We start from the raw sequence: 22,799 nt of genomic DNA, 5'->3' as shown, positions 1-22,799 counted from the left end.
ATGGTGGACGCAGGAGGATTCGAACCTCCGACCGCTCGGTTCGTAGCCGAGTACTCTATCCAGCTGAGCTATGCGTCCGTCTGAAAAATGGCGGAGAAAGAGGGATTCGAACCCTCGATAGAGTTTCCCCTATACACCCTTAGCAGGGGTGCGCCTTCAGCCACTCGGCCATTTCTCCGCTCTGTGTTGCGGCGTGTATATTAATGTCTCAGGAAAATAAGTCAAACAATTTTTGGAACCGAAAAGTGCGTTTGCCGACCTTTTAAGCAATTCAGCGCGATTAAGTCATAAAACGTACAAAATCAGCAGAATTCATCAGCACGCCATGCGGGTTACGTCAGAATTAGTCGTCTTCACCATAAGTTGTGTCAGGCGAACCTTTCTCAGCCTGTATGCGCATATAAATCTCTTCACGATGCACAGATACTTCTTTTGGCGCATTCACACCAATACGCACCTGGTTGCCTTTCACACCCAGTACAGTTACGGTAACTTCGTCACCGATCATCAGTGTCTCACCAACACGACGAGTAAGAATTAGCATTCGTTTGCTCCTTTATCCCTGTTACCCAGCGTAAGACACACCGGTGTATACACTAAAGCGCCGTATCATAACTCAGCTGCGCTGCTGATGAAAAGTCAGGCGTTTAAATAATTGGCGCCTTTACACAACAAAATTGTGCCAAAACGCCGGCATTGTAGCAATCTGCTGCGCCTTAGCAGCAAATAATCGACATTTGTACGATACTGTACGGCAAATAACCAATCAGATGCCATTGTGTTGCCTACGGCTGATGAAAACGGCCCGATCAACAGGAAAGGGCGACAACGCCCTTTCTTTCACAGTTTGAAGCAGTTTAGCTCAATTTTGTACTGAGCAAGGTTTTAGCTTCTGCCAGTACAGCAGGTAACGCCGCAGTATCGCTACCACCGGCCTGCGCCATATCCGGCCGGCCACCACCTTTACCGCCTAACTTCTCTGCCGCCCAACCGACTAACTGGCCGGCATGCACTTTAGCCGTTAAGTCAGCAGTAACACCGGCTATCAGGCTGATCTTGTCATCATTTACCGTAGCCAGCAAAATTACCCCGCTGCTGAGTTTATTTTTCAACTCATCCAACATAGTGCGTAGTGCCTTCGGCTCAGTTGCCGGCAGCTGGCTTACCAACACGGTTGCCCCGGCCATTTGCTCTGCCTGGTCTAACAATGAGGCGCCGGCCTGGCTGGCCAGCTTGGCTTTTAACTGCTCAATTTCCTTTTCCAGCCCTTTACTGCGCTCCAGCGTTTGCTGCACCCGCTCGCTAATGCTGAAGATATCGCCTTTAAGCGCACTGGCAACATTTTGCGCCTGCTGCTCCAGTTGCTGCACAAAAGCCACAGCACCGGCACCGCTAACCGCTTCAATCCGGCGCACACCGGAAGCGATACCGCTTTCTGATACTATCTTACACAGGCCGATATCGCCGGTACGGTTAACGTGCGTACCGCCACACAGCTCAATAGAAAATTCGCCCATGCTCAGTACACGCACTTCGTCATCGTATTTTTCGCCAAACAGCGCCATGGCACCGGCAGCTTTGGCTTGCTCAACCGGCATCAACCGGGTTTGCAGCTGATGATTTTGCTGAATTTGTTCATTGACTAATTGCTCAATAGTACGCAGTTCCTCTGCTTTTACCGCTTCAAAATGGCTAAAGTCAAAGCGCAGCCGATCCGGGCCAACCAATGAGCCTTTTTGCGTAACGTGCTCACCCAGTACTTTACGCAGCGCAGCATGCAGTAAATGGGTCGCTGAGTGGTTTTGTTTTATCGCGCCGCGGCGCGCGCTGTCTATTTGCGCGTCTACTTTATCGCCCACTGTTAACGCCCCGCTAACGCGGCCCTTGTGAGCATAGGCTTTGGCCAACTTAATGGTATCTTCTACCTTAAACACCGCACCGCTGCTCAGCGTCAAGCTGCCGCTGTCGCCCATTTGGCCGCCGGACTCAGCATAAAACGGCGTGTTATCAAGAATAACCAGCGCCTGGTCGCCATCATTCAGGCTGTTTACGGTCTGGCCGTCACGCAGTATTTCTACTACCTGCGCATTACCAAATTCTTGCTCGTAGCCGGTAAAAACCGTGTGCTGGCTTGAAGTTACACTGGCGTTGTAATCAGCGCCGAAGTTAGATGCCTGTTGCGCACGTTTGCGCTGCTCTGCCATAGCGGCATCAAAGCCGGCCTGGTCGATAGTCAGATTACGCTCGCGCGCGACGTCATTGGTTAAATCAACCGGAAAACCGTAAGTGTCATACAGTTTAAATACCAGCTCGCCCGGTAGCTCGGTGCCGGTTAAGCCGGCCAGCGCATCTTCCAGTATTACCAGGCCACGCTCCAGCGTTTTACCAAACTGTTCTTCTTCCAGTTTAAGTACTTTTTCTACCACGGCTTGTTTTGCGGCCAAATCAGGATAAGCCTCGCCCATCTGAGCCACTAAGGCGGCAACCAGCTTGTAGAAAAACGCGCCTTTGGCACCGAGTTTATTACCATGGCGCACAGCACGGCGCACAATGCGGCGCAGCACATAACCACGGCCTTCGTTGGAGGGTTGTACACCATCAACGATTAAAAAAGCACAACTACGAATATGGTCGGCAACCACGCGCAGCGATTTGTCGGCTAAATCTGTAGCGCCGGTTACCTCTGCTGCAGCTTTGATCAACGCAACAAAGGTATCAATTTCGTAATTGCTGTGCACGTGTTGCAAAATAGCCGCTATGCGCTCTAACCCCATACCGGTGTCTACACTGGGTTTAGGCAGTGGCTCCATCCGGCCGTCGCTGTGACGGTTAAACTGCATAAACACGATGTTCCAGATCTCAATGTAACGGTCACCGTCTTCTTCCGCTGAACCCGGTGGCCCGCCCCAAATATGTTCGCCGTGATCATAAAAAATCTCGGTACAAGGACCGCAAGGGCCGGTATCGCCCATGGCCCAGAAGTTGTCCGACGCATAAGGCGCGCCTTTATTATCGCCGATACGGATAATCCGCTCTGCCGGCACGCCGACATCCTTCAACCAAATATTGTAGGCTTCATCGTCGGTTTCGTAGACTGTTACCCATAACTTTTCTTTTGGCAGCTTCACCACGTCGGTTAAAAACTCCCACGCATACGCAATGGCGTCTTGTTTAAAGTAATCGCCGAAGCTGAAGTTACCCAGCATTTCAAAAAAAGTATGGTGACGTGCCGTGTAGCCGACATTTTCCAGGTCATTATGCTTACCACCGGCGCGCACACAACGCTGGGCTGATACCGCCCGGTTATAGCTGCGCGGATCCTGGCCAAGAAATACATCTTTAAACTGCACCATACCGGCGTTAGTAAATAATAAGGTGGCATCGTTGCCCGGGATCAGCGAGCTGCTGGCCACAACCTGGTGCTGTTTACTGGCAAAATAGTCTAAAAAGGCGTGCCTGATACCGGCCGATGTCATAGTCATGGAAAAATCCTGTCCGCTTGAGTATTACTCTGTTTGATTAATGGCAAATTGAATTTGTTCGTTACTAAAGCCACGGCGTTGCATATACGCCATGCGTTTTAGCTTGTCTTTGTATTCTGTTACGCTGCTTTGGCCGTATTTTTTCTGATACAACTGCCTTGCCCGGGCAAACCAGTCTATTTCCAGCTCTGCCGCGCACTGCAGCACTTGCTCACGGCTGATATTTTGCTGGCGGCATTCCTGCACTATATAAGTTAAGCCATAACCTTTATTTACACGGCTACGCAACAACATACTGATAAACCGCTGCTGATCCAGGTAATTCTCTGCCTTACACCAGGCGATTACCTTAGCAATATCGCCGGCTTCACCGCCCTGCCGCGCCAGCCGTTGGCTCAGTTGCACTTCGCTGTAGTCGCGCCGGCTTAACCAGTTCAGCGCCATACGTTTTAAATCAGCCAGCTCCGCCAACACTATACTTCCAGTACAGCTTCATCGGTGGGTTTAACCTGCAGCGCAAAAAACTCATTAAAAGATAAGAAGAATGCGATGTTCAGCAGCGGCACCACCAGCAATAAGCCGATAAACATGGTTGGCATGGTAAGCATTATCAGCAGCAGACTCAAGAGGCCAAATACCACCAGCGGCGTTATATTACGCCAGCAGGCGATAAAGCTGGCTTGCATAATAGCCACCAGGCTGCGCTCACGTAAAAAATAGGCAATGGCTACGGCATAAGCAAAAATCATCCAGGCCAGGATATAACCGGCGACAAACAATAACACCAGGCCTGCGCTTAGCGGTTGCTCTGCCTGATGTTGCTCTAACAACATTACCGCCAGGCTGGTTAACGGAATAGACGCCAGCATATTCAAAGCGGCAATACGCACAAACACTGCTCTGCAGCCGGTTTCCTGCAATGGCTTAAATAAATCGGTATAGGTAATGGCCTGCTTTTGCTGCACCGCTACCACACTTTTATATACCCCGGCGGTTAAAAACGGATTAAGTAAAATACCAATTACCGCTGTTAGCGGGTTAACCTGGCTAAACAAGGCCAGCGCGCCAAGCGTAATAAACATCAGCACCCAGCTTAGCGGCGCTTGCATAAAAATATGCCAGCTTTGCTTTAACCAGCCCACTGACGCCAGCGCGGCGGCACGACGTACAATAAGTTTTACCCGGAACTGCTTGTCCACTTGCTCTCCACCATTAGTTACCACACAGCTGCCATCAAAGGCTTGCGGCTATAATACTGCAAATCAACAGAAATTAAGAGGGATGAAGGTAAAACTGCCCGTAACAGGCAGTTTTAGTCAGTTGCGCAATTGCATTTCATTAAGTAAGGCGGTACCGGCTTCCGATTGGCGCAACTGCCAGATAATAAAGCGGCTGTCGACATGCACCGACCGGCTTTGCGCCGCATCGTAATGCCAGTCTGCTAATACATTCTCTTTCACGCCGGCGAACATCACGCCGACCAATTCAGCGCGCGCGTTTAACGTTGGTGCACCGGTATAAGCGGCACAGCTGTCGGCGGTACTGAGAAAGTTAACCGCTAACCCGGCGTGCTGCGCTGCTACTGCCGCAGGACCTTGCGCCGTTAAGCCCCGCAAACTGCTGAACGGTTGGTACCACACCGCGTCGGTGGGCTGATAGCCGCGCACTCTGCCGATACTGTAACGCAACGAGCCATTGGCCTCAGCGTAACCCGGTTTCCCCCGCGCTTCGTCAAACGCCAGCAGCACTTCCATCATGGCGGCTTTGGCATCATCCAGCTCAGCCGCCAATTGCTTACGCTGCTGTGCTAACTGTGCCGCCGTATCATGCATGGCTACCGCAAAGTTAATTAAGCTATCCTGGCTTTGTGCAAACTGAGACGGCCGCTGATTTAACCAATTGAGCCGCGTATCAGCATCGGTCAGCGAAGTACCGCGATAAATAGCCACTAACTTGTGCCGTACTATTTCGCGGTTAAAGCCATCAGCCAGAGCAAAGTAATGATCCAGTGCCGGCAAGCGCTGCTCCGCCGGCAATAATGCATACTGCCGTAAAAAGTGCAGTGCCAGTTCCATGTCCAACCGTGGATCAAATTGCGTATCCAGCAAGTGCATATGCCGATCTAATTGCTCTGCCTGTTGCTGTATCGCGGCATCGTCCTGTGCGTCTTCACGCGCCACAGCATAACTGTACAACTGCATGGCTAATGCCGGTAATCTGGCGTATTGCAAATAGTCCAGTACCAGGTCGCGCTGCTGCATACTGTGATATTGCTGCAACAGCAACGCCAGCCGGTTTAACGCCGGCGCGTAAAGTTGCTGCCGCACCGGGCTGCCGTTAATCCAGTCAATAAGCTGTTGTTCTGTTTGCTGCTTTTGCGCAGCTAAACTGCTGTCAGCATATTGCTGTAACATGCGTTGTTGCTGCAGGGCGCTGTGCTGCAGCTGTTGCAACATCAGTGCATAGCGTTGCGCGTTGTTAGTACCTGCCGGCGCCAGTCGCTCAATTAACTCTGTAGTTTGCGACAGATAAGCTAAAGATGCCGGCAACAGTTGTTCAAACTGAAAACGTACTTGCTCCGCCGTATCATAGCGCTGGCCATTCTGTGGAAAGCCACTGACGATGACCGCATCATTTTCTGCCACGCCGCGCGCTGACAACGGTAAAAAAGCAGAGCGGTAGGGTTGCAGTTGGTTACCTGCACGCACATAAGCGCGCAGCAATACATAATTTGCACTGTAGCGCGGCCAGGACCAATTGCGGCCGTCATCAACCAGCGATGGCACATGTACCAGACGCACACTGTCCAAATCCTGATATTGCACCAGGTAATAGCTCATGCCCTGATGAAAGCTTTTCAACTCGCAACGGTAACCACTTTGGCGCTGACATTCGCCAACCAGTTGCCGGCTGAGCTGTTGCAGTTTTTCATTCCGCTGCTGCGGATTAAGCTCGAGGTTTAACTGACGGTTAAGTAAGGCTGTAACATCTTGCTGTTGCCGCGTTAATGCAACAGCTAAGTCAGGCAACGTTATTTCAGTGTCTGCAGTTAAGGCGGTAAAACTGCCGGCCGGCAGTGCCGGTTGTAATTGACTTATGGCTTGCTCTGCACAGTGATAACTGGTTAACAGCAAACCGTTGGCAGAAACAAAAGCAGCACTGCAGTCACCTACCTTCGCCATCGCAGTAACCGCTTGTTGCAGTGTACTGATCTGACGCGGAGTTAACGGTGTCATAGCATCCGTTGCCAGCATTTGCTGCAATTGCTGTGGTTGCCACAAACCCTCACCGGCCTGCAATACACTGCAGCCCAACATCATCAGTGCGGCTAAACCACGATATATTTTTGTCATAACAGAACGCTGCATTATCATATGGCGCAGACGCTACCACATTACGCAGCCGTAGCCGCTGTGCTTGCGGTAAAACGCAAAAATATGCGGTAACTACCCATAGCTGCGCATAGATAAAAACCCTGCCGGATGCTTGACGTACCGGCCGATGACCGCATAATACAGCGATTAGACAACACAGGTGTAACAATGGAAAATTTTCTGGAAAAATTGATGTATTCATCGCGCTGGATAATGGCGCCTATTTACCTTGGTCTGAGCCTGGCACTGATGGCGCTGGGGATTAAATTCTTTCAGGAAGTCTTTCATATAATCCCGATTATTTTCAGCATGAAAGAAGTTGAGCTGATCCTGGTGGTGCTGTCATTGATTGATATCGCCTTAGTTGGCGGCCTGATTGTGATGGTGATGTTTTCCGGTTACGAAAATTTCGTATCACGGCTGGATTTAGAAGGTAATGACGACAAACTCAGTTGGTTAGGCAAACTCGACTCCGGCTCGCTGAAAAACAAAGTTGCCGCCTCAATTGTTGCTATCTCGTCTATTCATCTGTTAAAGGTGTTTATGAATACCGAGAGCATCGCCAATGACAAAATCATGTGGTACCTGCTAATACATATCACCTTTGTAATGTCGGCTTTTGCCATGGGCTATCTGGACAAAGTACTGCGTAAATAAAAAGTACTGCGTAAATAAAAAGTACTGCGCAAATAATGCCGCGCCGGGCATAACTATTTGCTGCCGTTTACTGCAGTACAACTGTGCGAACAGGGGGTGAGCATGGTAACAAACCGATTACAAAGTGGGTTTATTTATCTGGTTGTACTGCTGCTGTTATGCTGCCCGGGCGTGTTTGCTCAGGGGCAATACGGCACACCGCTACTGAGCAATTTTAAGCCCAAAGATTACAATGGCGGCACGCAAAATTGGGCCCTGGTGCAGGACCAACGAGGCTTGCTGTATGTCGGCAATAATGTTGGCATTTTAGAATATGACGGCGCCCGCTGGCGTATGATCCCCACCAGCAACAAAGCTGTCGTGCGCTCATTAGCACTGGCCGCTGACGGTAAAATTTATGTCGGTTCAAAAGGTGAGCTGGGCTATGTCGATACCCTGCATCCGGACGGCAGCCGTTATGTCTCGCTGTTACACCGCATTGCGCCGGACTACCGCAACTTCCAGGATGTACGCCAAACTTTCGCCACCAACGATGGTGCCTACTTTATCAGCCGTGACTATATATTTTTCATCACCCCGGACCAGGTGAAAGTATGGACCACCAACAGCGCTTTTCTTAAAGCATTTTGGCTGCAAAACCGCCTGATAGTGCGTGAAGAAGGCACCGGCTTACTGGAGCTGAAACAAGGTGACTTTACCGCGTTGCCGGGTTCAGAACGCTTCGCCGATACCAGTGTGTTTATGCTGGAAGAATATGACGATACGACCTTGCTGGCCGGCAGCCGTGAGGGTGAACTGTTTTTGCTCGATAACGAAGGCAGCCGGCGCTGGTACACCGATATTGACGAAGCACTGTCAAGCGCCCTGCTGTACAGCGCATTGCGATTACACAACGGCGATTTTGCGCTGGGTACCACGCAGGACGGCCTGTATATAGTGGGGCCTGACGGCAAGCTTAAAAGCCATATTACTAAACAGTATGGCCTGGTGGATCAAAATATCCGTGCGCTGTATCAGGATCATCAACAAGGCTTGTGGTTAGCCCTGGATCATGGTTTAAGCCGGATAGATTTATCTGCCGCTATCTCGCACTACAATAACGCCAGCGGCCTGCATGGCAATGTGCTGGCGCTGTATCAACACCGGGAAACGTTATACGCCGGTACCAGCCTGGGGCTATTTCGCAAAAATGCGCAAAATCGTTTTGAAGACATCAGCGCCGTACAAAAACAAACCTGGGATTTTATCAGCTTTGAGCAACAGCTGCTGATTGCCAACAGCAACGGTGTTTACGCTATGCAAGACCAGCAAATAAAGCTGGTGCGGTCCTCGGAATTGGCCAGCAAGGTGTTGTATCAGTCGGTGCAAAACCCACAACGCATTTTTATCGGCTTGCAGGATGGCCTTGCCAGTATGCGCTTTGAGCAAGGTCAGTGGCAGGACGAAGGCCGGGTGCCGGGCGTCAGCGGTAATCTTAACAGTATTCTGGAAACCGCCGACGGTACGCTGTGGCTTGGTACTTTGGCGCACGGTGTTTACCGCATTAATTTACCGGCACAATGGCAAGGCGGTAACTCGGTGCCATTGGCAGTAAAACGTTTCAGTAAAACGGAAGGTTTACCCAGCAATAACCGTAATTCTGTGCATTGGTACAAACAACAACTGCTGTTAGCGACAGTAAATGGTTTTTTTCGTTTTGACGAGGCCGGCCAGCAGTTCAAGCTGGACCCGCAGCTGGCAGCGGCCTTTAGCGGAACCCAACCCTGGGTACGTTATCCGCAAACCGACCATGAAAATAATTTGTGGTTGTTAACCTGGGATAATGACAGCGGCAGTCGTCAGGCCGGCGTTTTATTTGCAGATAACAACGGCCATTATCGCTGGCAAGCATCCGCATTGCAGCCACTGCAGGATATTCCGCTGGATACCTTGCTGATTGATCAGCAAAATGTAATCTGGTTCGGCGGCGCCGAAGGGATCTTTCGTTTTGCTATTAATGAGCATCGTCATTTACCGCCTAAACTGCCGTTGATACGTCAACTCAGAACGGCAAACGACAAGGTGTTATACAGCGGCGGCAGCATACCGCCGCGGTTGCAATTGGATGCCGCCAGCACCGCATTACGGTTTGACTATGCCAGCCCGAACTACAGCCACTTATTCTTACCACAATTTCAGGTAAAGCTGCAGGGGCACGACAAAACCTGGTCCGGCTGGAGCAATGAGCTGTATCGGGATTACACCAACCTGCCGGGCGGCGACTATCAATTTATGGTTCGCAGCCGCGATCACCTCGGTGAGTCGCAATTATCCGCCGCATTAAACATCCATATCGCTCACCCCTGGTATGCCGGAACTGCCGCCTGGTTCAGCTATATCCTGCTGACGTTGTTGTTGCTGTATTTATTGCTTAAATGGCGCACCAGACATCTGCTAAAAGAAAAACAACAACTGACCGTTATGATTGAACAACGCACGGCACACTTGCAGCACACCATGGCGCAACTGCAACATGCCAAGCAAGCGGCCGAGTCGGCTACCGTTGCTAAAAGTGAGTTTCTCGCCAATATGAGCCATGAGCTGCGCACGCCGCTTAATGCTGTGCTCGGCTTTGCCGAATTGGCGCAACAAAATGATGACTTCAGCACGCAACAAACTTATCTGGAAAAAATTCGCGCGTCAGGCCGTATTTTGCTCAGCATCATTAATGATGTGCTGGATTTTTCCAAAATTGAAGCCGGCAAACTTACGCTGGAGCACGCCCCCTTTGCGCTAAGTAGCACAGTCAACCGGGTGGTAGATATGTTCAGTGCGCAATTGGCCGAAAAAAATCTGCAGTTTACGCTACAGCAAGCTCCGGATTTACCGCAATATTTACGCGGTGATGACCTGCGCCTGAGCCAGGTATTAATTAATTTGTTGAGTAATGCGGTTAAATTTACCGACAAAGGTGAAATAATATTAAGCATCCAACCCTTAACAGCGCCTGCGGCCGGCGGTCATCTGCTGCACTTTGCGATCAGCGATACCGGTATTGGTATTTCCGAACAACAGCAGCGGCAACTGTTTACCGCCTTTAACCAGGCCGACAGCTCTATCAGCCGCAAGTTCGGCGGCACCGGGCTGGGCCTTACTATTTGTCAACGCCTGGTCAACCTGATGGGCGGTGAGATACAGCTGAATAGTCACCGCGGTATCGGCAGCACCTTTAGTTTTACCGCCCGTTTTGCCCACTGCGGGCCCGATGAACTGCCGGTTACGACTGAGCCGAAAACCAGCGCAGCAGCAAAGCCCGGCGACGCCTTAGTACACAAGGTACTGTTGGTTGAAGACAACTATTTTAATCAGGCATTGGCACAGATTATTTTGCAAAAACTGGGCTACGAGGTACTGACCGCAACAGACGGCCATCAGGCACTGCAGCTGTTAGCACAGCAAGATGTGGCGCTGGTATTAATGGACATTGAAATGCCGGGATTAAATGGCTACGACACCACCATACGGTTGCGTCAATTGCCAGGCGGCGAACGCACGCCGGTTATTGCCATGACAGCACATCACTCTGATGAAGTGCGTCAGCGCTGCACTGAGGCCGGTATGAATGATTTAATCAGCAAGCCGATAGACAGCGCCGTGTTGGCCCGTTGCATCAAGCAATGGCTGCCATCAGCAGGCCCGGGGCATTAAACATCGCCGCTTATTCGCAATAGTACTTATTCGGCAGTTGCTGATTCACCTGCATAAAGTACTTTAGTTGCAACTGCTGATACCAGGCATCCAGCGTGACACTGAGCAAGGCGCGGTCAAAGTCACGCTGCATAACCGGGTCACGAAAGGCCGCACGATAGAGGGTGGAGCTGAACAGTTCATGCATAACAACAGCGGCGGGAGCGTTGCTGTTTTGCTGGTGAAAGGTAAAAATATTCCGATCCAACACTATCGCTTGCACGCGGTTGTTAAATAACATATCAACTTGCGCCCGCTGATCAACCGTTTCACTATACTGCTGATTTAACCGGACTGCATCACGATAATCCGGCCCCAGCACTTTATTCGCTCCCTGAAACGCGACCACGCTCTTGCCGGCTAAATCGGCGGGGTGCTGCAACGTTAACTCCTCATTGCTGCGGGTAATCACCACATTTTGATAACGGATATAGGGTTGGGAGAAAAACAAGCCGGTTTCATCGGCAAGGTTTGGCTGCAGGCTGGCAATATCACCATTGCCACTTTCTAACAAAGACCGGATACGGGCATTGGGCACAAAAATAAACACCGCTTCATGTCCCATGCGCCGCACCACTTCACGCAGTAATTCTATTTCATAACCGCTTACTGCTTCCAGCCGGATATAAGGCGGTTTATTTTGCCCCACCAAAACATTTACCGGAGCCGACAACGCTTGGGCGCAACATAATAAACTGATACATAACACCAGCCACTTGATCATCCGGTACTCCTGCCACGCTTTTATTTAGTGTAGACGTTTTTACCTGACTGCAATGAACAAATGCAAGCTATTTGCTATAGCGGGAACAGTCATAGCCTGAGTGATAACAAACACTTAGCTCAGGCTGTGCGCTGTGTATAGCTAACGCAAATTCGGCGCCAGCCAGCTTTGCGCCACATCCGTGCTCCAGCCTTTTTTCGCCGCGTACTCATTAAGCTGATCAACGTCGATTTTACTGACGGCAAAATATTTACTGTCCGGGTGAGCAAAGTACCAGCCACTTACCGCTGCGCCCGGCCACATAGCATAGCTTTCGGTCAGTACGATGCCGGTTTGCGCTTCCACATCCAGCAGCTGCCACAAGGTGCCCTTTTCGCTATGCTCCGGGCAGGCCGGATAGCCAGGTGCCGGCCTGATGCCCTGATATAACTCACGAATAAGCTGCTCGTTATCAAGCGTTTCATCAGCGGCATAGCCCCAATATTCACGCCGCACTTTTAAATGCAGGTATTCGGCTAAGGCTTCGGCTAAGCGGTCCGCTAAGGCTTTAACCATGATGCTGTTGTAATCATCATGTTCGGCGGCAAACTTAGCGGCAAACTCATCTGCACCAAAGCCGGTGCTCACCGCAAAGCCGCCGATATAATCTTTTATGTCGCTGTCCACCGGCGCGATAAAATCGGCCAGGCTGCAATTGGGCGCATTGTTTCTCAGCTGTAGCTGCTGGCGCAGGTTATACAACCGGGCTTTTTCGGTCGTTCGGCTCTCGTCGGTGTACACCACTATGTCTTCACCGTCACTATTGGCCGGGAATAAACCAAAAACCGCCTTGCCTTTGACATAGCCGCCATTAATCATGGTATCAAGCATGGCATTGGCATCTTTAAACAGCTTACGCGCCTCTATACCGACTTCAGCGTGGTTTAAAATGGCCGGGTATTTACCGGACAGCTGCCAGGTTAAAAAGAACGGTGTCCAGTCGATATAATCGCGCAGAATGTTGAGATCAACCTCCTGCCATAAGTGCACGCCGGGCTGCTTCGGTGCCGGTGCAACCTTGGTTAAATCAAGCTGGAATTTATTCGCCCGGGCATCTGCAAAACTAAGCAGCTTTTCACCAGGGCGCGAGCGGGCATGTTGCTCACGCGCCACCACATATTCGTTTTTAATCCGGCTTAAATAATCAGCTTTGCTATCGGGCGTAATTAACGACTGCACCACCGACACACTGCGCGACGCATTGGGCACATACACCACGCCATTGGCATAATTCGGCTCAATTTTTACCGCAGTATGGGCTTTAGATGTAGTGGCACCGCCAATCAGCAGCGGTTGGGTAAAGCCCAGGCGCGTCATTTCTTTGGCGACATGCACCATTTCATCCAAAGACGGCGTGATAAGGCCAGATAAGCCTATTACATCGACATCGCGCTCTTTCGCTACCCTGAGCAGCTCAGCGCAAGGCACCATGACGCCAAGGTCAATCACTTCAAAGTTATTGCACTGCAGCACCACGCCGACAATATTTTTGCCGATATCGTGCACATCGCCTTTTACTGTGGCCAGCAGCACCTTGCCCTGGGCGCGGCCACCTTCTTTTTCCTGCTCAATAAAGGGCTGTAAATAGGCCACGGCTTTTTTCATTACCCGGGCTGATTTCACCACCTGCGGCAAAAACATTTTGCCCTCGCCAAATAAATCCCCTACTACGTTCATGCCGTCCATCAGCGGCCCTTCAATCACATGCAGCGGTTTTTCCGCTTGTTGCCGGGCTTCTTCGGTGTCGAGATCAATAAAGTCGGTAATGCCCTTAACCAGCGCATGTTCCAACCGCTTATTCACCGGCAGGCTGCGCCAGGCATCATCAATTTTTTCTGCCACACTGCCATCGCCTTTAAACTGGGCGGCAATTTCCAGTAAACGCTCGGTAGCATCGTCACGCCGGTTGAGGATCACATCCTCTACCCGCTCTTTTAACAGCTCAGGAATATCGTCATACACGGTAAGCTGGCCGGCATTAACAATGCCCATATCCATACCGGCGCCGATTGCATGGTATAAAAATACTGAGTGAATGGCCTCACGCACCGCGTCATTACCGCGGAACGAGAACGACACATTGGATACGCCGCCAGAGATTTTCGCATGCGGGCACAAGCGTTTAATCTCGCGGGTGGCTTCAATAAAGTCGACCGCGTAGTTATTGTGCTCTTCAATGCCGGTGGCAACGGCAAAGATATTCGGGTCAAAAATAATGTCTTCTGGCGGAAAGCCGATTTGCTCAGTCAGAATTTTATATGCGCGCTGGCAAATTTCGACTTTGCGCGCTTTGGTGTCGGCCTGACCTTGCTCGTCAAACGCCATTACCACCACGGCCGCACCATAGCGGCGCAGTAACCTTGCCTGGTGTAAAAACGGCGCTTCGCCTTCTTTTAGCGAAATAGAGTTAACAACCGCCTTGCCCTGAATGCATTTCAGCGCGGCTTCGATAACCTCCCACTTCGACGAGTCGACCATAATCGGCACCCGCGAAATATCCGGCTCGGACGCTAATAACTGCAGGTAACGCACCATGGCGGCTTTGCTGTCGAGCATCGCCTCATCCATATTGATATCGATAATTTGCGCGCCGTTTTCTACCTGCTGCCGCGCCACATCGAGTGCGGCTTCAAAATCACCATTTAAAATCAGCTTTTTAAACTTTGCCGAGCCGGTAACGTTTGTCCGCTCGCCAACGTTGATAAATCGGGCCTGTTGTCGCATTACCACTCCAGAGAAAAGGCTTCAAGGCCGGCTAAATTAAAACTATGGTTAGGTGCTTTCGGTTGGCGTGCTGGTGCATCTTTTACGGCATCAGCGATGGCTTTTATATGCTCCGGCGTGGTGCCACAGCAGCCACCAACAATATTGAGAAAACCCTGTTTGGCCCAATCAGCAATTTCAGCGGCCATCTCTACAGCGCCTAAATCATATTCGCCAAACTCATTCGGTAAACCGGCATTAGGATGCACCGACACATAAGCTTCTGACACGCCGGACAGCGTTTCGACATAAGGCCGCAGTAAATCCGGCCCCAGCGCGCAGTTAAGGCCAAAACAGACCGGCTCGACATGGGCCAGGCTGTGATAAAAGGCTTCGGTGGTCTGGCCGGACAAAGTACGGCCGGAGGCATCGGTAATAGTACCGGAGATCATCACCGGTAGTTTGAAACCGACTTCATCAAATACCTTTAACACGGCAAAAGCGGCTGCCTTGGCGTTTAGCGTATCAAAGATGGTTTCCAGCATAATAATGTCGGCGCCACCTTCAATTAGCGCGTGGGTTGATTCAGTGTAAGCATTTACTAACTCATCAAAGCTGACATTGCGAAAACCAGGATCGTTTACATCCGGTGATATCGATGCGGTGCGGTTAGTGGGCCCCAGCACGCCGGCAACAAAGCGCGGTTTATGCGGCTCCAGAGCGGTTATTTCATCACAGACTTTACGTGCCAGTGCCGCCGCTTCACGGTTAATCCGTGCTGACAGCCCTTCCATTTGGTAATCCGCCATCGCGATAGTCGTCGCGTTAAAGCTGTTGGTTTCAACAATATCGGCGCCGGCCAACAGGTACTGGCGGTGAATATCAGCAATTAAATCCGGCTGGGTCAGCACCAGTAAGTCGTTATTGCCCTTTACATCGCTGGGCCAATCGGCAAATTCGCTGCCGCGATAATCGGCTTCTTCCAGGCGGTGCTGCTGGATCATGGTGCCCATGGCGCCATCGAGAATAAAAATGCGCTGTGAGAGTAGCTGACGAAAATGCTCAGGCGTTAGTCTTGCTGTCATAAAATGCTCTTTGTAATGCTAAGTCGTTAAAAACTAAACCAGCTTAAACGCCGCGGCCAATCTGGCTTAGCTCAAACGGCGTCGCCTGATACACATAATAGTTCAGCCAGTTGCTGAACAGTAAAAAGGCATGGCTTTGCCACAGTTTCTGCGGGCCCTGCAGCGGGTCGTTATTACGGTAATAGTTTTCCGGCAGCTTCGGCGCGGCATCTGCCGCTAAGTCGCGCTGATATTCTTCATCCAGCGTAGTTAAATCATATTCCGGGTGGCCGGTAACAAATACCCGGCTGCCACTGCTGTTTTGCAATAAATAAGCGCCGGTAACATCGGCTTCGGCCAGTATATGTAAATCATCGTGCTGCTGGTACTTTTGCTTCGGCACCTGGGCATAGCGCGAGTGTGGCACTAAAAACGTATCATCAAAACCACGTACCAATGGGCACAGCGGCTGGCTTACCTGTTGCCAGTATACGCCGGACAATTTCTCGCCGCGGATTTCGCGCTGTAAACCATAGTATTGATACAAGGCGGCATGCGCAGCCCAACATAAAAACAAGGTCGAGGTGACGTTGTTATCGGCCCAGCGCAGAATATCGCCAAACTGCGCCCAGTAGGTCACGTCTTCATAGTCAACCAAGCCCAGCGGTGCGCCGGTAATAATCAAGCCATCGTACTTTTGCTGCTGTACTTCAGAGAAATAACGGTAAAAGCAGTTTAAATGGCTTGGCGGTGTGTTTTTACTGACATGATCATCAATGCGCAGTAAATCGATATCCACCTGCAACGGGCTGTTAGCCAGCAAACGCAATAGCTGAATTTCGGTGGCAATTTTATTTGGCATCAAATTTAAAATAGCAATTTTCAGCGGCCGGATATCCTGCGACTGCGCCCGGCTTTCGGTCATTACAAACACATTTTCTGCCGACAGCGCTTCTACCGCCGGCAACTGATCGATCACTTTAATAGGCATAGCCACACCCGGTTAACTGACATAAGCGCTACTTTGCGCAAAACACACGGCAAAGTCAACTTCTATACGTTTAGATGGCCAAATTGCGAATCATTATTGTCAGTTTAATCATACAGCCTTGCTGGCAATTTTGTCCGCAACAGCTAGGCTTAGCAGGCACTTAAACAACGACACCATATTGATATGCCAGAAAAAACCAGCTCCCGCCTGATACGGAATTTCCGTTTTTACCTGTTGTTAAGTGCTGTCAGTTCCATAATAGGCGTTATTGCCATTGCCGCTATGTGGTATTTAGCCGATAAAGCCTTCACACCGACCGAACATCAATTATTAACTATGAGCATGGCGCGGGAAAACCTGAAAGCCAAACTGGCACTGGCCGGTAAAGACAGTGTGCCGGAATGTGCTCAGGTTGCCACCGGCGTGTATCTGCAATCACTGAATTTCCATTCGGCTAACGATGTGCATATCAGCGGTTATATCTGGCAAAAAGTGCCGATAGCAGCCGATTGCCCGGTGCAGGCCAAAGCCGGCTTTTATTTTCCGGAAGCGGTAGAAGGTGCTAATGAGCTGCGCAAAAAGTATGAATATGTGCAGGGCAATGAAACGCTGCACGGTTGGATTTTTGAAACCACAGTGCGCCAGCCGTTTGATTACAGTAAATATCCGCTGGACCATCAAACGGTGTGGCTGCGCATCTTATCCAATGACTTCGATGGTTACAGCACGCTGATCCCGGATCTTGATGCCTATCCCGACACCGGCGTTAAAAGCTACTTTGGCCTCGACAGCGATATAGTGCTGGGCGATTGGCTGATAGACGAGACCTTTTTCGATTTTAAAACCGCCACCTATCACACTAACTTTGGTTATCAAACTGCCACCACTGAGCTGAATCCGGAGCTGCATTTTAACGTGGTACTAAAGCGTAAATTTGTTAATGCCTTTGTGGTTAACCTTATCCCCATGCTTACCGTCGCCGCTCTGTTGTTTGCCGTGCTGATGATCATCAGCCGCAAGCGCAGCACCCTGGCGTTTAATGGCTTTTCCATCATGTCGGTTATCGGCACTATTTCGGCGCTGTTTTTTGTGGTGATTTTATCGCACGTTAATACCCGCACTAAGTTTCCGGCGCAGAGTATTGTTTATATCGAGTATTTTTATCTGCTGCTGTATATCGCCATGATTTTAGTGGTGCTGTGCAGCTTTATCTTTAATGCCCCGCTAAACGTGCAGCGCAAACTGGTAATGCACGATTTTATGCTACCCAAGCTAATCTACTGGCCCAGCCTGCTACTGGCGATGGTGCTAATAAGCTATTGGGCGCTGTTTTGATGGCGGTTAAATAGCTGACTGGGCTTTGTTAGACGGGTTAACCCGTATTTGTCAGTGGCACAACTATCAGCTGTACCTATAAGTTATTGTCAGTTTTAAAAAAGCGGTGTAGTGTTCTGTACATTAAATTTACAAAAACGGGTTAACCCACGTTTAAGTGTGAGTCGCCCCGCCGAATAAGCGTTATTTTTTCCCAAGGTATTGAATTTTGGTTTATTTCAAATATATGAGTTCACCGAGATCAATTTTCGAAGATGGATTCATTCGTCTAACACAAAGATCAGCCCTAAACGATCCGTTTGAGGCCGTTTATTGTAAGGATGGTCTTGATGATCTAGTAAGTAATTTTGATTACCAAACTGCTTATGATTTTGAATATAAGGAAGTTAGCTTTCATCAATATATTGAAAAATACATTGATAAAGTTGGAGTTATTTGTCTTTCTGAATCTAAAGATAACTTACTAATGTGGGCGCATTATGCTAACGAGCATAAAGGGGTGGTTGTTGGGATTTTTGATTTCGGACCTCAGAATATTTTCGACAACCTCTTCTTGCCCAGTTTGCTAACTTCAAGGTCATTAATCGCTTACAATCCTTTTGATGGTGTAATTAGACCAATAATGTATAGAAAAGGATTGAGGTACAGAAATGACAGATTTGATTTTGACTACTCGAATGTTTGTTCAGAAGGTGGTGCTAGAGTATTAAGTGAGATATTTTTGCAGAAAAGTGAAGAGTGGATATATGAGAAGGAGCATAGAATTATTCTTAGGCTTGAGCAAGCAGATAAAGCCGTAATTTACAACCTTGATGAATTAAAAAATGAGAAAATCAAAAGTGATATTGTTTCTGCTGAATGGACTAATTTCGATAAGGTCAGTAACAGCTATGAGATTTTACTTAACAAAATAAAAGACGAAATTCTGCGTTACGTTGTGTCCTCATCCTTGGCTGATTTGAGTGGAAACAGTAAGAATGTCTATTTAATGAAGTTAGGTTCAGGTGCCGCAAGACACTGTCTATTTGGTTTGAATTGTAGCTTAGAAAAAAGCCAACTTGCGACGGAACAAGCCCAGTCATTCGGGCATTTAGAGTTCTGGAGAGCATTGAAAAACAATGATTATTATTGCCTTGAATTTGAACAAATATAACAAGGCGCAGCACTCGCGGCCTGCGGCCGCTGGGACGCCAAACCCGCGGACGCGTTTTTGTCGCCCATGTCCGCGCGTTAGCTTATTCAACACGAGATCGTATATGAATTGGAATAAAAAACTAGACTTTTCAAGCAAGTCGGAAATTCAAGAATTTGAAATAGATTTAGAAGAATTTCAGAAAAGAGAAGGAGGCCCGCCATTCCACTGGTTAAAACTTTCCGATCTTTGGTGTGAAGATAGTCCAACAGATCATGATAAGCGCATTTTTGCATGTGTTTTGGACTTACGGTTAAACGTGTCATGCCTAGAAGTAAATCTCAGTAAAATTGTAGAGTCGGCAAATAATTCTAATTTAGATACAAAAGAAAATATTTATGAAGCATTTAGGTGCTTTGAACTAAATACATCATATATAACACGATACAGATCCATTTTTGACAAAATTATGGGATTGCTAGTCCTTATAATCAGACCTGAAATGTACGATAGCTTCTCAGTCGCAAAAAAAAAGAAAAATAAATTTGTGAACATAATGAGTCTGATAGATGATGATCATAAGCACTTTGCTACGAAACTTTCAGAGTCTATCGCTTTATTTGATAACAAATATCGAACTGCAGAAGTACATGGGTCTGGCAGTGTGCGAAAATGGAACTTCGAGATGATTTATGGCCCCTCTGGCAACCAGGCTGACATGTTTTGGTCTTGGAATACATTACACCCATTGTTAACGGCACTTGGAAAATATTAAATTTACGTAGTCAAGCTAACAAACAAATACAGTCGACGCGATAAACGCGCAGCTGTTTGCGAGAGGCTGTTCACTATTCTGTGTCAGCCTGGTCACAGGTCGATATGAGCGTCTAAACGCCCCTCGAAGTGTATCGACAGCTGTGACAGTGTCAGATTCCAGTTTTGAACCGGGTGTATCCAACGCTCCGGAAAAAAGGGGCAGGGGGTCGGAGACAATTTAAGTTAATTTTAACTAATTCGTTATATTTCAGTAATTTGTGTAAGATATAGTGATTGTTAGCTCCGACCCTTTTTCTGAACAACAAATAGTTGGCTTTGTTCCGTATCGCTCCACATTATTGCCAACTATTTTTGTCCGTTTAAGCGTGCCAACACCTATCGTTCACGTCATTTCAGCTGCTAAGGCACAAGCAGCATTTCTTCTATTTTTTACTCAAATAATCTGTAATAGTTTTTACGAATGCTTCCTTTGCACGTTTTTTTGCAGATGAGTCTTTCTTAGATAAGTCTGATTTACTTGGCACTTTTGGGTAATCCGTTATCAAACAAGCTACACCAAAGTTAATGTCATCAACTGTTCTTGGACCTTTCGAACCTGTATCAGGATTTCCCATAATGCCGGCAGCAACATACCCAAATTCCATATCCACTGTCTTTATACCAAACTGAGACAATCCCTCCAATACGTTGGGGGTTTCAGATAAAGCGGATACTACACTTGAGTGCATAGATCCTTTTACAGTACTTTCACCAAACCCATGCAAAGCATTCGGGACAAAATAACCATCTGGGCGTAGTATGGATTCAGGTGTGTATATCACGTTTGATTCAAGTGCTTCTTCAGATTGTGAGTCATTCGACTTCTCAGGAAGAAGTGAGCCCGCCGACCCGCCTATAAGTATATCTTTTATGTTATTTCCAAACTCTGAGCTCAGCAGTCTTTTTATATTTTCAGCCAGTATTTCAACATGATATGAAGATACAAGATCGGAATCAAATACTGCAAAATGCAATTTACTCGATTCATGAAAATACAGGGTTCCCACCCAACCATGACCTGAAACACTATATTTGACATTCACACCATCAACGTTTTCAAAAGCACTTGCATAACCAAAAACCAGAGTTTTTGCTTCTTTAAAATTGTTATAATAGCTTTCAAAGAAAGATTTTAAGCGTTCATAATTACCCAGAACCTCACTGGTTTCCTCAAAATTTGTAGCAACTTTAATTTCTGCCCCCAATTTATTCTTTGCATAAAGCTGTAAAGCAAGAGCAAATTGCTTCATTAACCCATGCCCCTTTATATTACATATAATTAATTCCTTACCATCCTCCCCACTATATACTTTAGAATAATTACGTATAGATAGTCCGGGTCTCCTTCCTGCAGTTACCTCAGGATCAATAACTTGTTTCGTCAAATGCTGGCTAGGATTAGATCCAGTTGTTAAGAACACTGACTCAATACCAGCCATAATTTTTTCCATACCATTTAACATTTTAATCGCATATCCTAACGCCCCTTCTCCTCCCTCTTCACCAAAAGTTACCTCTTCAGGCTTATCAAATAGTTGCTCGTCAATGTTTATAGTTTTTAGAATATCTTCAGACAGTATTTCCGCATCACCTAATGGATCCGCTCCGCGCAACTTAACCCACTCCCCCCTGGTTCTTTCATTTTTCTTACCGGCATAAGCAGTATAATTTTTATTATCAACTGTAACTTTGCCTTCAAATTCAAAATACATCAAATTTGAATCTTTTATATAATACCACTGCACACTATCTAACAGCTCCCCCCACTTTAATAAGTTATCATCAACTCTCACCCAATCCCAAACAGCCTGAATAGCACTATCACTACTTGCTACTCGATTGCTAATTACTTTAATTCCACCGGAATTTTTCCCTATATTTAAGGATCTCGCCCCCATTACATCGGCTTCATGCTCTAAACCAGGATCGTCATTGATTGCTTCGCCTTTAAGCTGCGTAGTAGCCTTTACCCTACCCTGCTTTTGCTGCACTACATGCCAGGCTTCGTGTGGTAAGTGTTGCTCCTGCCCGGGTGCAAGGTGAATATCTGTGCCCTGCGCATAGGCATGCGCTTGCATTTGTGCCGGTTTGGCTGAGTTGTAATGCACTTTTACATCGTCCATGGCGTAGCCGGATAAGCTTTCAATGCCGCTTTTCAGCTGATCCGGCATACCGGTGTTGTTGCTGCTGGCTTCGGCCTGACGCTGACTAACAGCGGCAGGCTCAAACTTTCCCTGTATGGGTTCTTCTTCGTCAAGCGCCGCTTGTTGCAGTACAGCAAACTTACCCTGCAGCGGTTCCTCTTCTTCCAATGCGGCTTGTTGTACTACAGCAAACTTACCCTGCAGCGGTTCCTCTTCTTCCCACGCTGCTTGCTGCATTAGCGCAAACTTACCCTGCAGCGGGTCCTCTTCTTCCAATGCGGCTTGTTGTACTACAGCAAACTTACCCTGCAGCGGTTCCTCTTCTTCCAACGCTGCTTGCTGCATTAGCGCAAACTTACCCTGCATTGGCTCTTCTTCTTCCACGCTCATTTGCTGGCTTACTGTGCCTTGCAGCAGTTTGCGTTGCAGCAACTGCAGCGGGCTCTGCTTTATGGCACTTAGTTGCTGCGCCTGCTGCTGTTGCAACAGGCTTTGTTGCAGTACGCTACTTGCCACACCGGCCTGCACCTGCTGTACCTGGCGTTGTGACTCTTTGGTACGACCCTGAGCAAATTTCATCTTAACCATCCTTTTGCGGTGCCAAAACTGCGG

15 protein-coding genes and 2 tRNA genes are annotated in these 22,799 nt (G+C 48.5%); 5 read left to right on the top strand and 12 right to left on the bottom strand.

Annotated elements, in window-relative coordinates; all coding sequences use genetic code 11:
* Position 1 precedes the first annotated feature (1 nt).
* The 7 genes from HRH59_RS14815 to HRH59_RS14785 form a co-directional block, all read right to left on the bottom strand.
* Positions 2–78: transfer RNA gene (locus tag HRH59_RS14815), tRNA-Arg, on the bottom strand.
* Positions 79–88: 10 nt separating this feature from the next.
* Positions 89–178 (bottom strand) — tRNA-Ser (locus HRH59_RS14810).
* A 165-nt stretch (positions 179–343) separates the two neighbouring features.
* Positions 344–544 carry a carbon storage regulator CsrA gene (gene csrA, locus HRH59_RS14805; protein ID WP_173502054.1) on the bottom strand — a complete coding sequence of 67 codons (201 nt, stop codon included), beginning with the start codon at positions 542–544 and terminating at the stop codon, positions 344–346.
* A gap of 313 nt (positions 545–857) precedes the next feature.
* On the bottom strand, positions 858–3,476 hold the full coding sequence (gene alaS, locus HRH59_RS14800; RefSeq protein WP_173502068.1) for an alanine--tRNA ligase: 2,619 nt from the start codon (positions 3,474–3,476) through the stop codon (positions 858–860).
* 30 nt (positions 3,477–3,506) lie between these two features.
* Positions 3,507–3,956 carry a regulatory protein RecX gene (locus HRH59_RS14795; RefSeq protein WP_331460189.1) on the bottom strand — a complete coding sequence of 150 codons (450 nt, stop codon included), beginning with the start codon at positions 3,954–3,956 and terminating at the stop codon, positions 3,507–3,509.
* Positions 3,956–4,681 (bottom strand): DUF2189 domain-containing protein, encoded by a 726-nt coding sequence (locus HRH59_RS14790; protein ID WP_178089581.1) that lies wholly within the window; start codon positions 4,679–4,681, stop codon positions 3,956–3,958. The genes HRH59_RS14795 and HRH59_RS14790 overlap by 1 nt, the downstream gene beginning before the upstream one ends.
* 117 nt (positions 4,682–4,798) lie before the next feature.
* Positions 4,799–6,835, bottom strand: coding sequence for a S46 family peptidase (locus HRH59_RS14785; protein WP_173502052.1), 2,037 nt, complete (start codon positions 6,833–6,835; stop codon positions 4,799–4,801).
* A gap of 189 nt (positions 6,836–7,024) precedes the next feature.
* Here HRH59_RS14785 and HRH59_RS14780 point away from each other — a divergent pair, with 189 nt between their 5' ends.
* Both HRH59_RS14780 and HRH59_RS14775 read left to right on the top strand, forming a co-directional pair.
* Positions 7,025–7,513: a TIGR00645 family protein gene (locus tag HRH59_RS14780; protein ID WP_173502051.1), complete on the top strand. Its 489-nt coding sequence runs from the start codon at positions 7,025–7,027 to the stop codon at positions 7,511–7,513.
* Between the two features lie 102 nt (positions 7,514–7,615).
* A complete protein-coding gene (locus tag HRH59_RS14775) occupies positions 7,616–11,200 on the top strand; it encodes a hybrid sensor histidine kinase/response regulator (protein ID WP_173502050.1) in 3,585 nt (1,194 codons plus the stop codon).
* A 10-nt stretch (positions 11,201–11,210) separates the two neighbouring features.
* On the opposite strand, the gene HRH59_RS14770 is transcribed toward HRH59_RS14775, so the two are convergent.
* The 4 genes from HRH59_RS14770 to HRH59_RS14755 all read right to left on the bottom strand — a co-directional run bounded on the left by HRH59_RS14770 (position 11,211) and on the right by HRH59_RS14755 (position 16,760).
* Positions 11,211–11,963, bottom strand: coding sequence for a substrate-binding periplasmic protein (locus HRH59_RS14770; RefSeq protein WP_173502049.1), 753 nt, complete (start codon positions 11,961–11,963; stop codon positions 11,211–11,213).
* 141 nt (positions 11,964–12,104) lie between these two features.
* Positions 12,105–14,726 (bottom strand): methionine synthase, encoded by a 2,622-nt coding sequence (gene metH, locus HRH59_RS14765; RefSeq protein WP_173502048.1) that lies wholly within the window; start codon positions 14,724–14,726, stop codon positions 12,105–12,107.
* On the bottom strand, positions 14,726–15,790 hold the full coding sequence (locus HRH59_RS19570) for a homocysteine S-methyltransferase family protein (protein ID WP_173502047.1): 1,065 nt from the start codon (positions 15,788–15,790) through the stop codon (positions 14,726–14,728). The genes metH and HRH59_RS19570 overlap by 1 nt, the downstream gene beginning before the upstream one ends.
* A gap of 43 nt (positions 15,791–15,833) precedes the next feature.
* Positions 15,834–16,760, bottom strand: coding sequence for a homoserine O-succinyltransferase (locus HRH59_RS14755; protein ID WP_173502046.1), 927 nt, complete (start codon positions 16,758–16,760; stop codon positions 15,834–15,836).
* Between the two features lie 183 nt (positions 16,761–16,943).
* Between HRH59_RS14755 and HRH59_RS14750 the strand changes: the two genes are divergently transcribed.
* The 3 genes from HRH59_RS14750 to HRH59_RS14740 all read left to right on the top strand — a co-directional run bounded on the left by HRH59_RS14750 (position 16,944) and on the right by HRH59_RS14740 (position 20,002).
* Positions 16,944–18,095, top strand: coding sequence for a hypothetical protein (locus HRH59_RS14750; RefSeq protein ID WP_173502045.1), 1,152 nt, complete (start codon positions 16,944–16,946; stop codon positions 18,093–18,095).
* Between the two features lie 208 nt (positions 18,096–18,303).
* Entirely contained in the window at positions 18,304–19,248 is a 945-nt protein-coding gene (locus tag HRH59_RS14745; protein ID WP_218573538.1) for a DUF2971 domain-containing protein, read from the top strand.
* A gap of 103 nt (positions 19,249–19,351) precedes the next feature.
* On the top strand, positions 19,352–20,002 hold the full coding sequence (locus HRH59_RS14740) for a hypothetical protein (protein WP_173502044.1): 651 nt from the start codon (positions 19,352–19,354) through the stop codon (positions 20,000–20,002).
* Positions 20,003–20,426: 424 nt separating this feature from the next.
* On the opposite strand, the gene HRH59_RS14735 is transcribed toward HRH59_RS14740, so the two are convergent.
* Complete coding sequence (locus HRH59_RS14735) at positions 20,427–22,766, bottom strand: eCIS core domain-containing protein (RefSeq protein ID WP_218573537.1); 2,340 nt, start codon at positions 22,764–22,766, stop codon at positions 20,427–20,429.
* Positions 22,767–22,799 lie beyond the last annotated feature (33 nt).

Source organism: Rheinheimera lutimaris (assembly GCF_013283795.1).
Lineage (GTDB): Bacteria > Pseudomonadota > Gammaproteobacteria > Enterobacterales > Alteromonadaceae > Alishewanella > Alishewanella lutimaris.
The sequence above is the reverse complement of the archived record's forward strand: the minus strand, read 5'-3'. Positions and strand labels throughout refer to the sequence as shown.

What these genes read in the sequence shown, in the direction of transcription:
- alaS (WP_173502068.1), bottom strand. Translation starts at nt 3,476, where the DNA reads ATGACATCGGCCGGTATCAGGCACGCCTTTTTAGACTATTTTGCCAGT.
- HRH59_RS14755 (WP_173502046.1), bottom strand. Translation starts at nt 16,760, where the DNA reads ATGCCTATTAAAGTGATCGATCAGTTGCCGGCGGTAGAAGCGCTGTCG.
- csrA (WP_173502054.1), bottom strand. Translation starts at nt 544, where the DNA reads ATGCTAATTCTTACTCGTCGTGTTGGTGAGACACTGATGATCGGTGAC.
- HRH59_RS14770 (WP_173502049.1), bottom strand. Translation starts at nt 11,963, where the DNA reads ATGATCAAGTGGCTGGTGTTATGTATCAGTTTATTATGTTGCGCCCAA.
- HRH59_RS14740 (WP_173502044.1), top strand. Translation starts at nt 19,352, where the DNA reads ATGAATTGGAATAAAAAACTAGACTTTTCAAGCAAGTCGGAAATTCAA.
- HRH59_RS14780 (WP_173502051.1), top strand. Translation starts at nt 7,025, where the DNA reads ATGGAAAATTTTCTGGAAAAATTGATGTATTCATCGCGCTGGATAATG.
- HRH59_RS14750 (WP_173502045.1), top strand. Translation starts at nt 16,944, where the DNA reads ATGCCAGAAAAAACCAGCTCCCGCCTGATACGGAATTTCCGTTTTTAC.
- HRH59_RS14785 (WP_173502052.1), bottom strand. Translation starts at nt 6,835, where the DNA reads ATGACAAAAATATATCGTGGTTTAGCCGCACTGATGATGTTGGGCTGC.
- HRH59_RS19570 (WP_173502047.1), bottom strand. Translation starts at nt 15,790, where the DNA reads ATGACAGCAAGACTAACGCCTGAGCATTTTCGTCAGCTACTCTCACAG.
- metH (WP_173502048.1), bottom strand. Translation starts at nt 14,726, where the DNA reads ATGCGACAACAGGCCCGATTTATCAACGTTGGCGAGCGGACAAACGTT.
- HRH59_RS14775 (WP_173502050.1), top strand. Translation starts at nt 7,616, where the DNA reads ATGGTAACAAACCGATTACAAAGTGGGTTTATTTATCTGGTTGTACTG.
- HRH59_RS14735 (WP_218573537.1), bottom strand. Translation starts at nt 22,766, where the DNA reads ATGAAATTTGCTCAGGGTCGTACCAAAGAGTCACAACGCCAGGTACAG.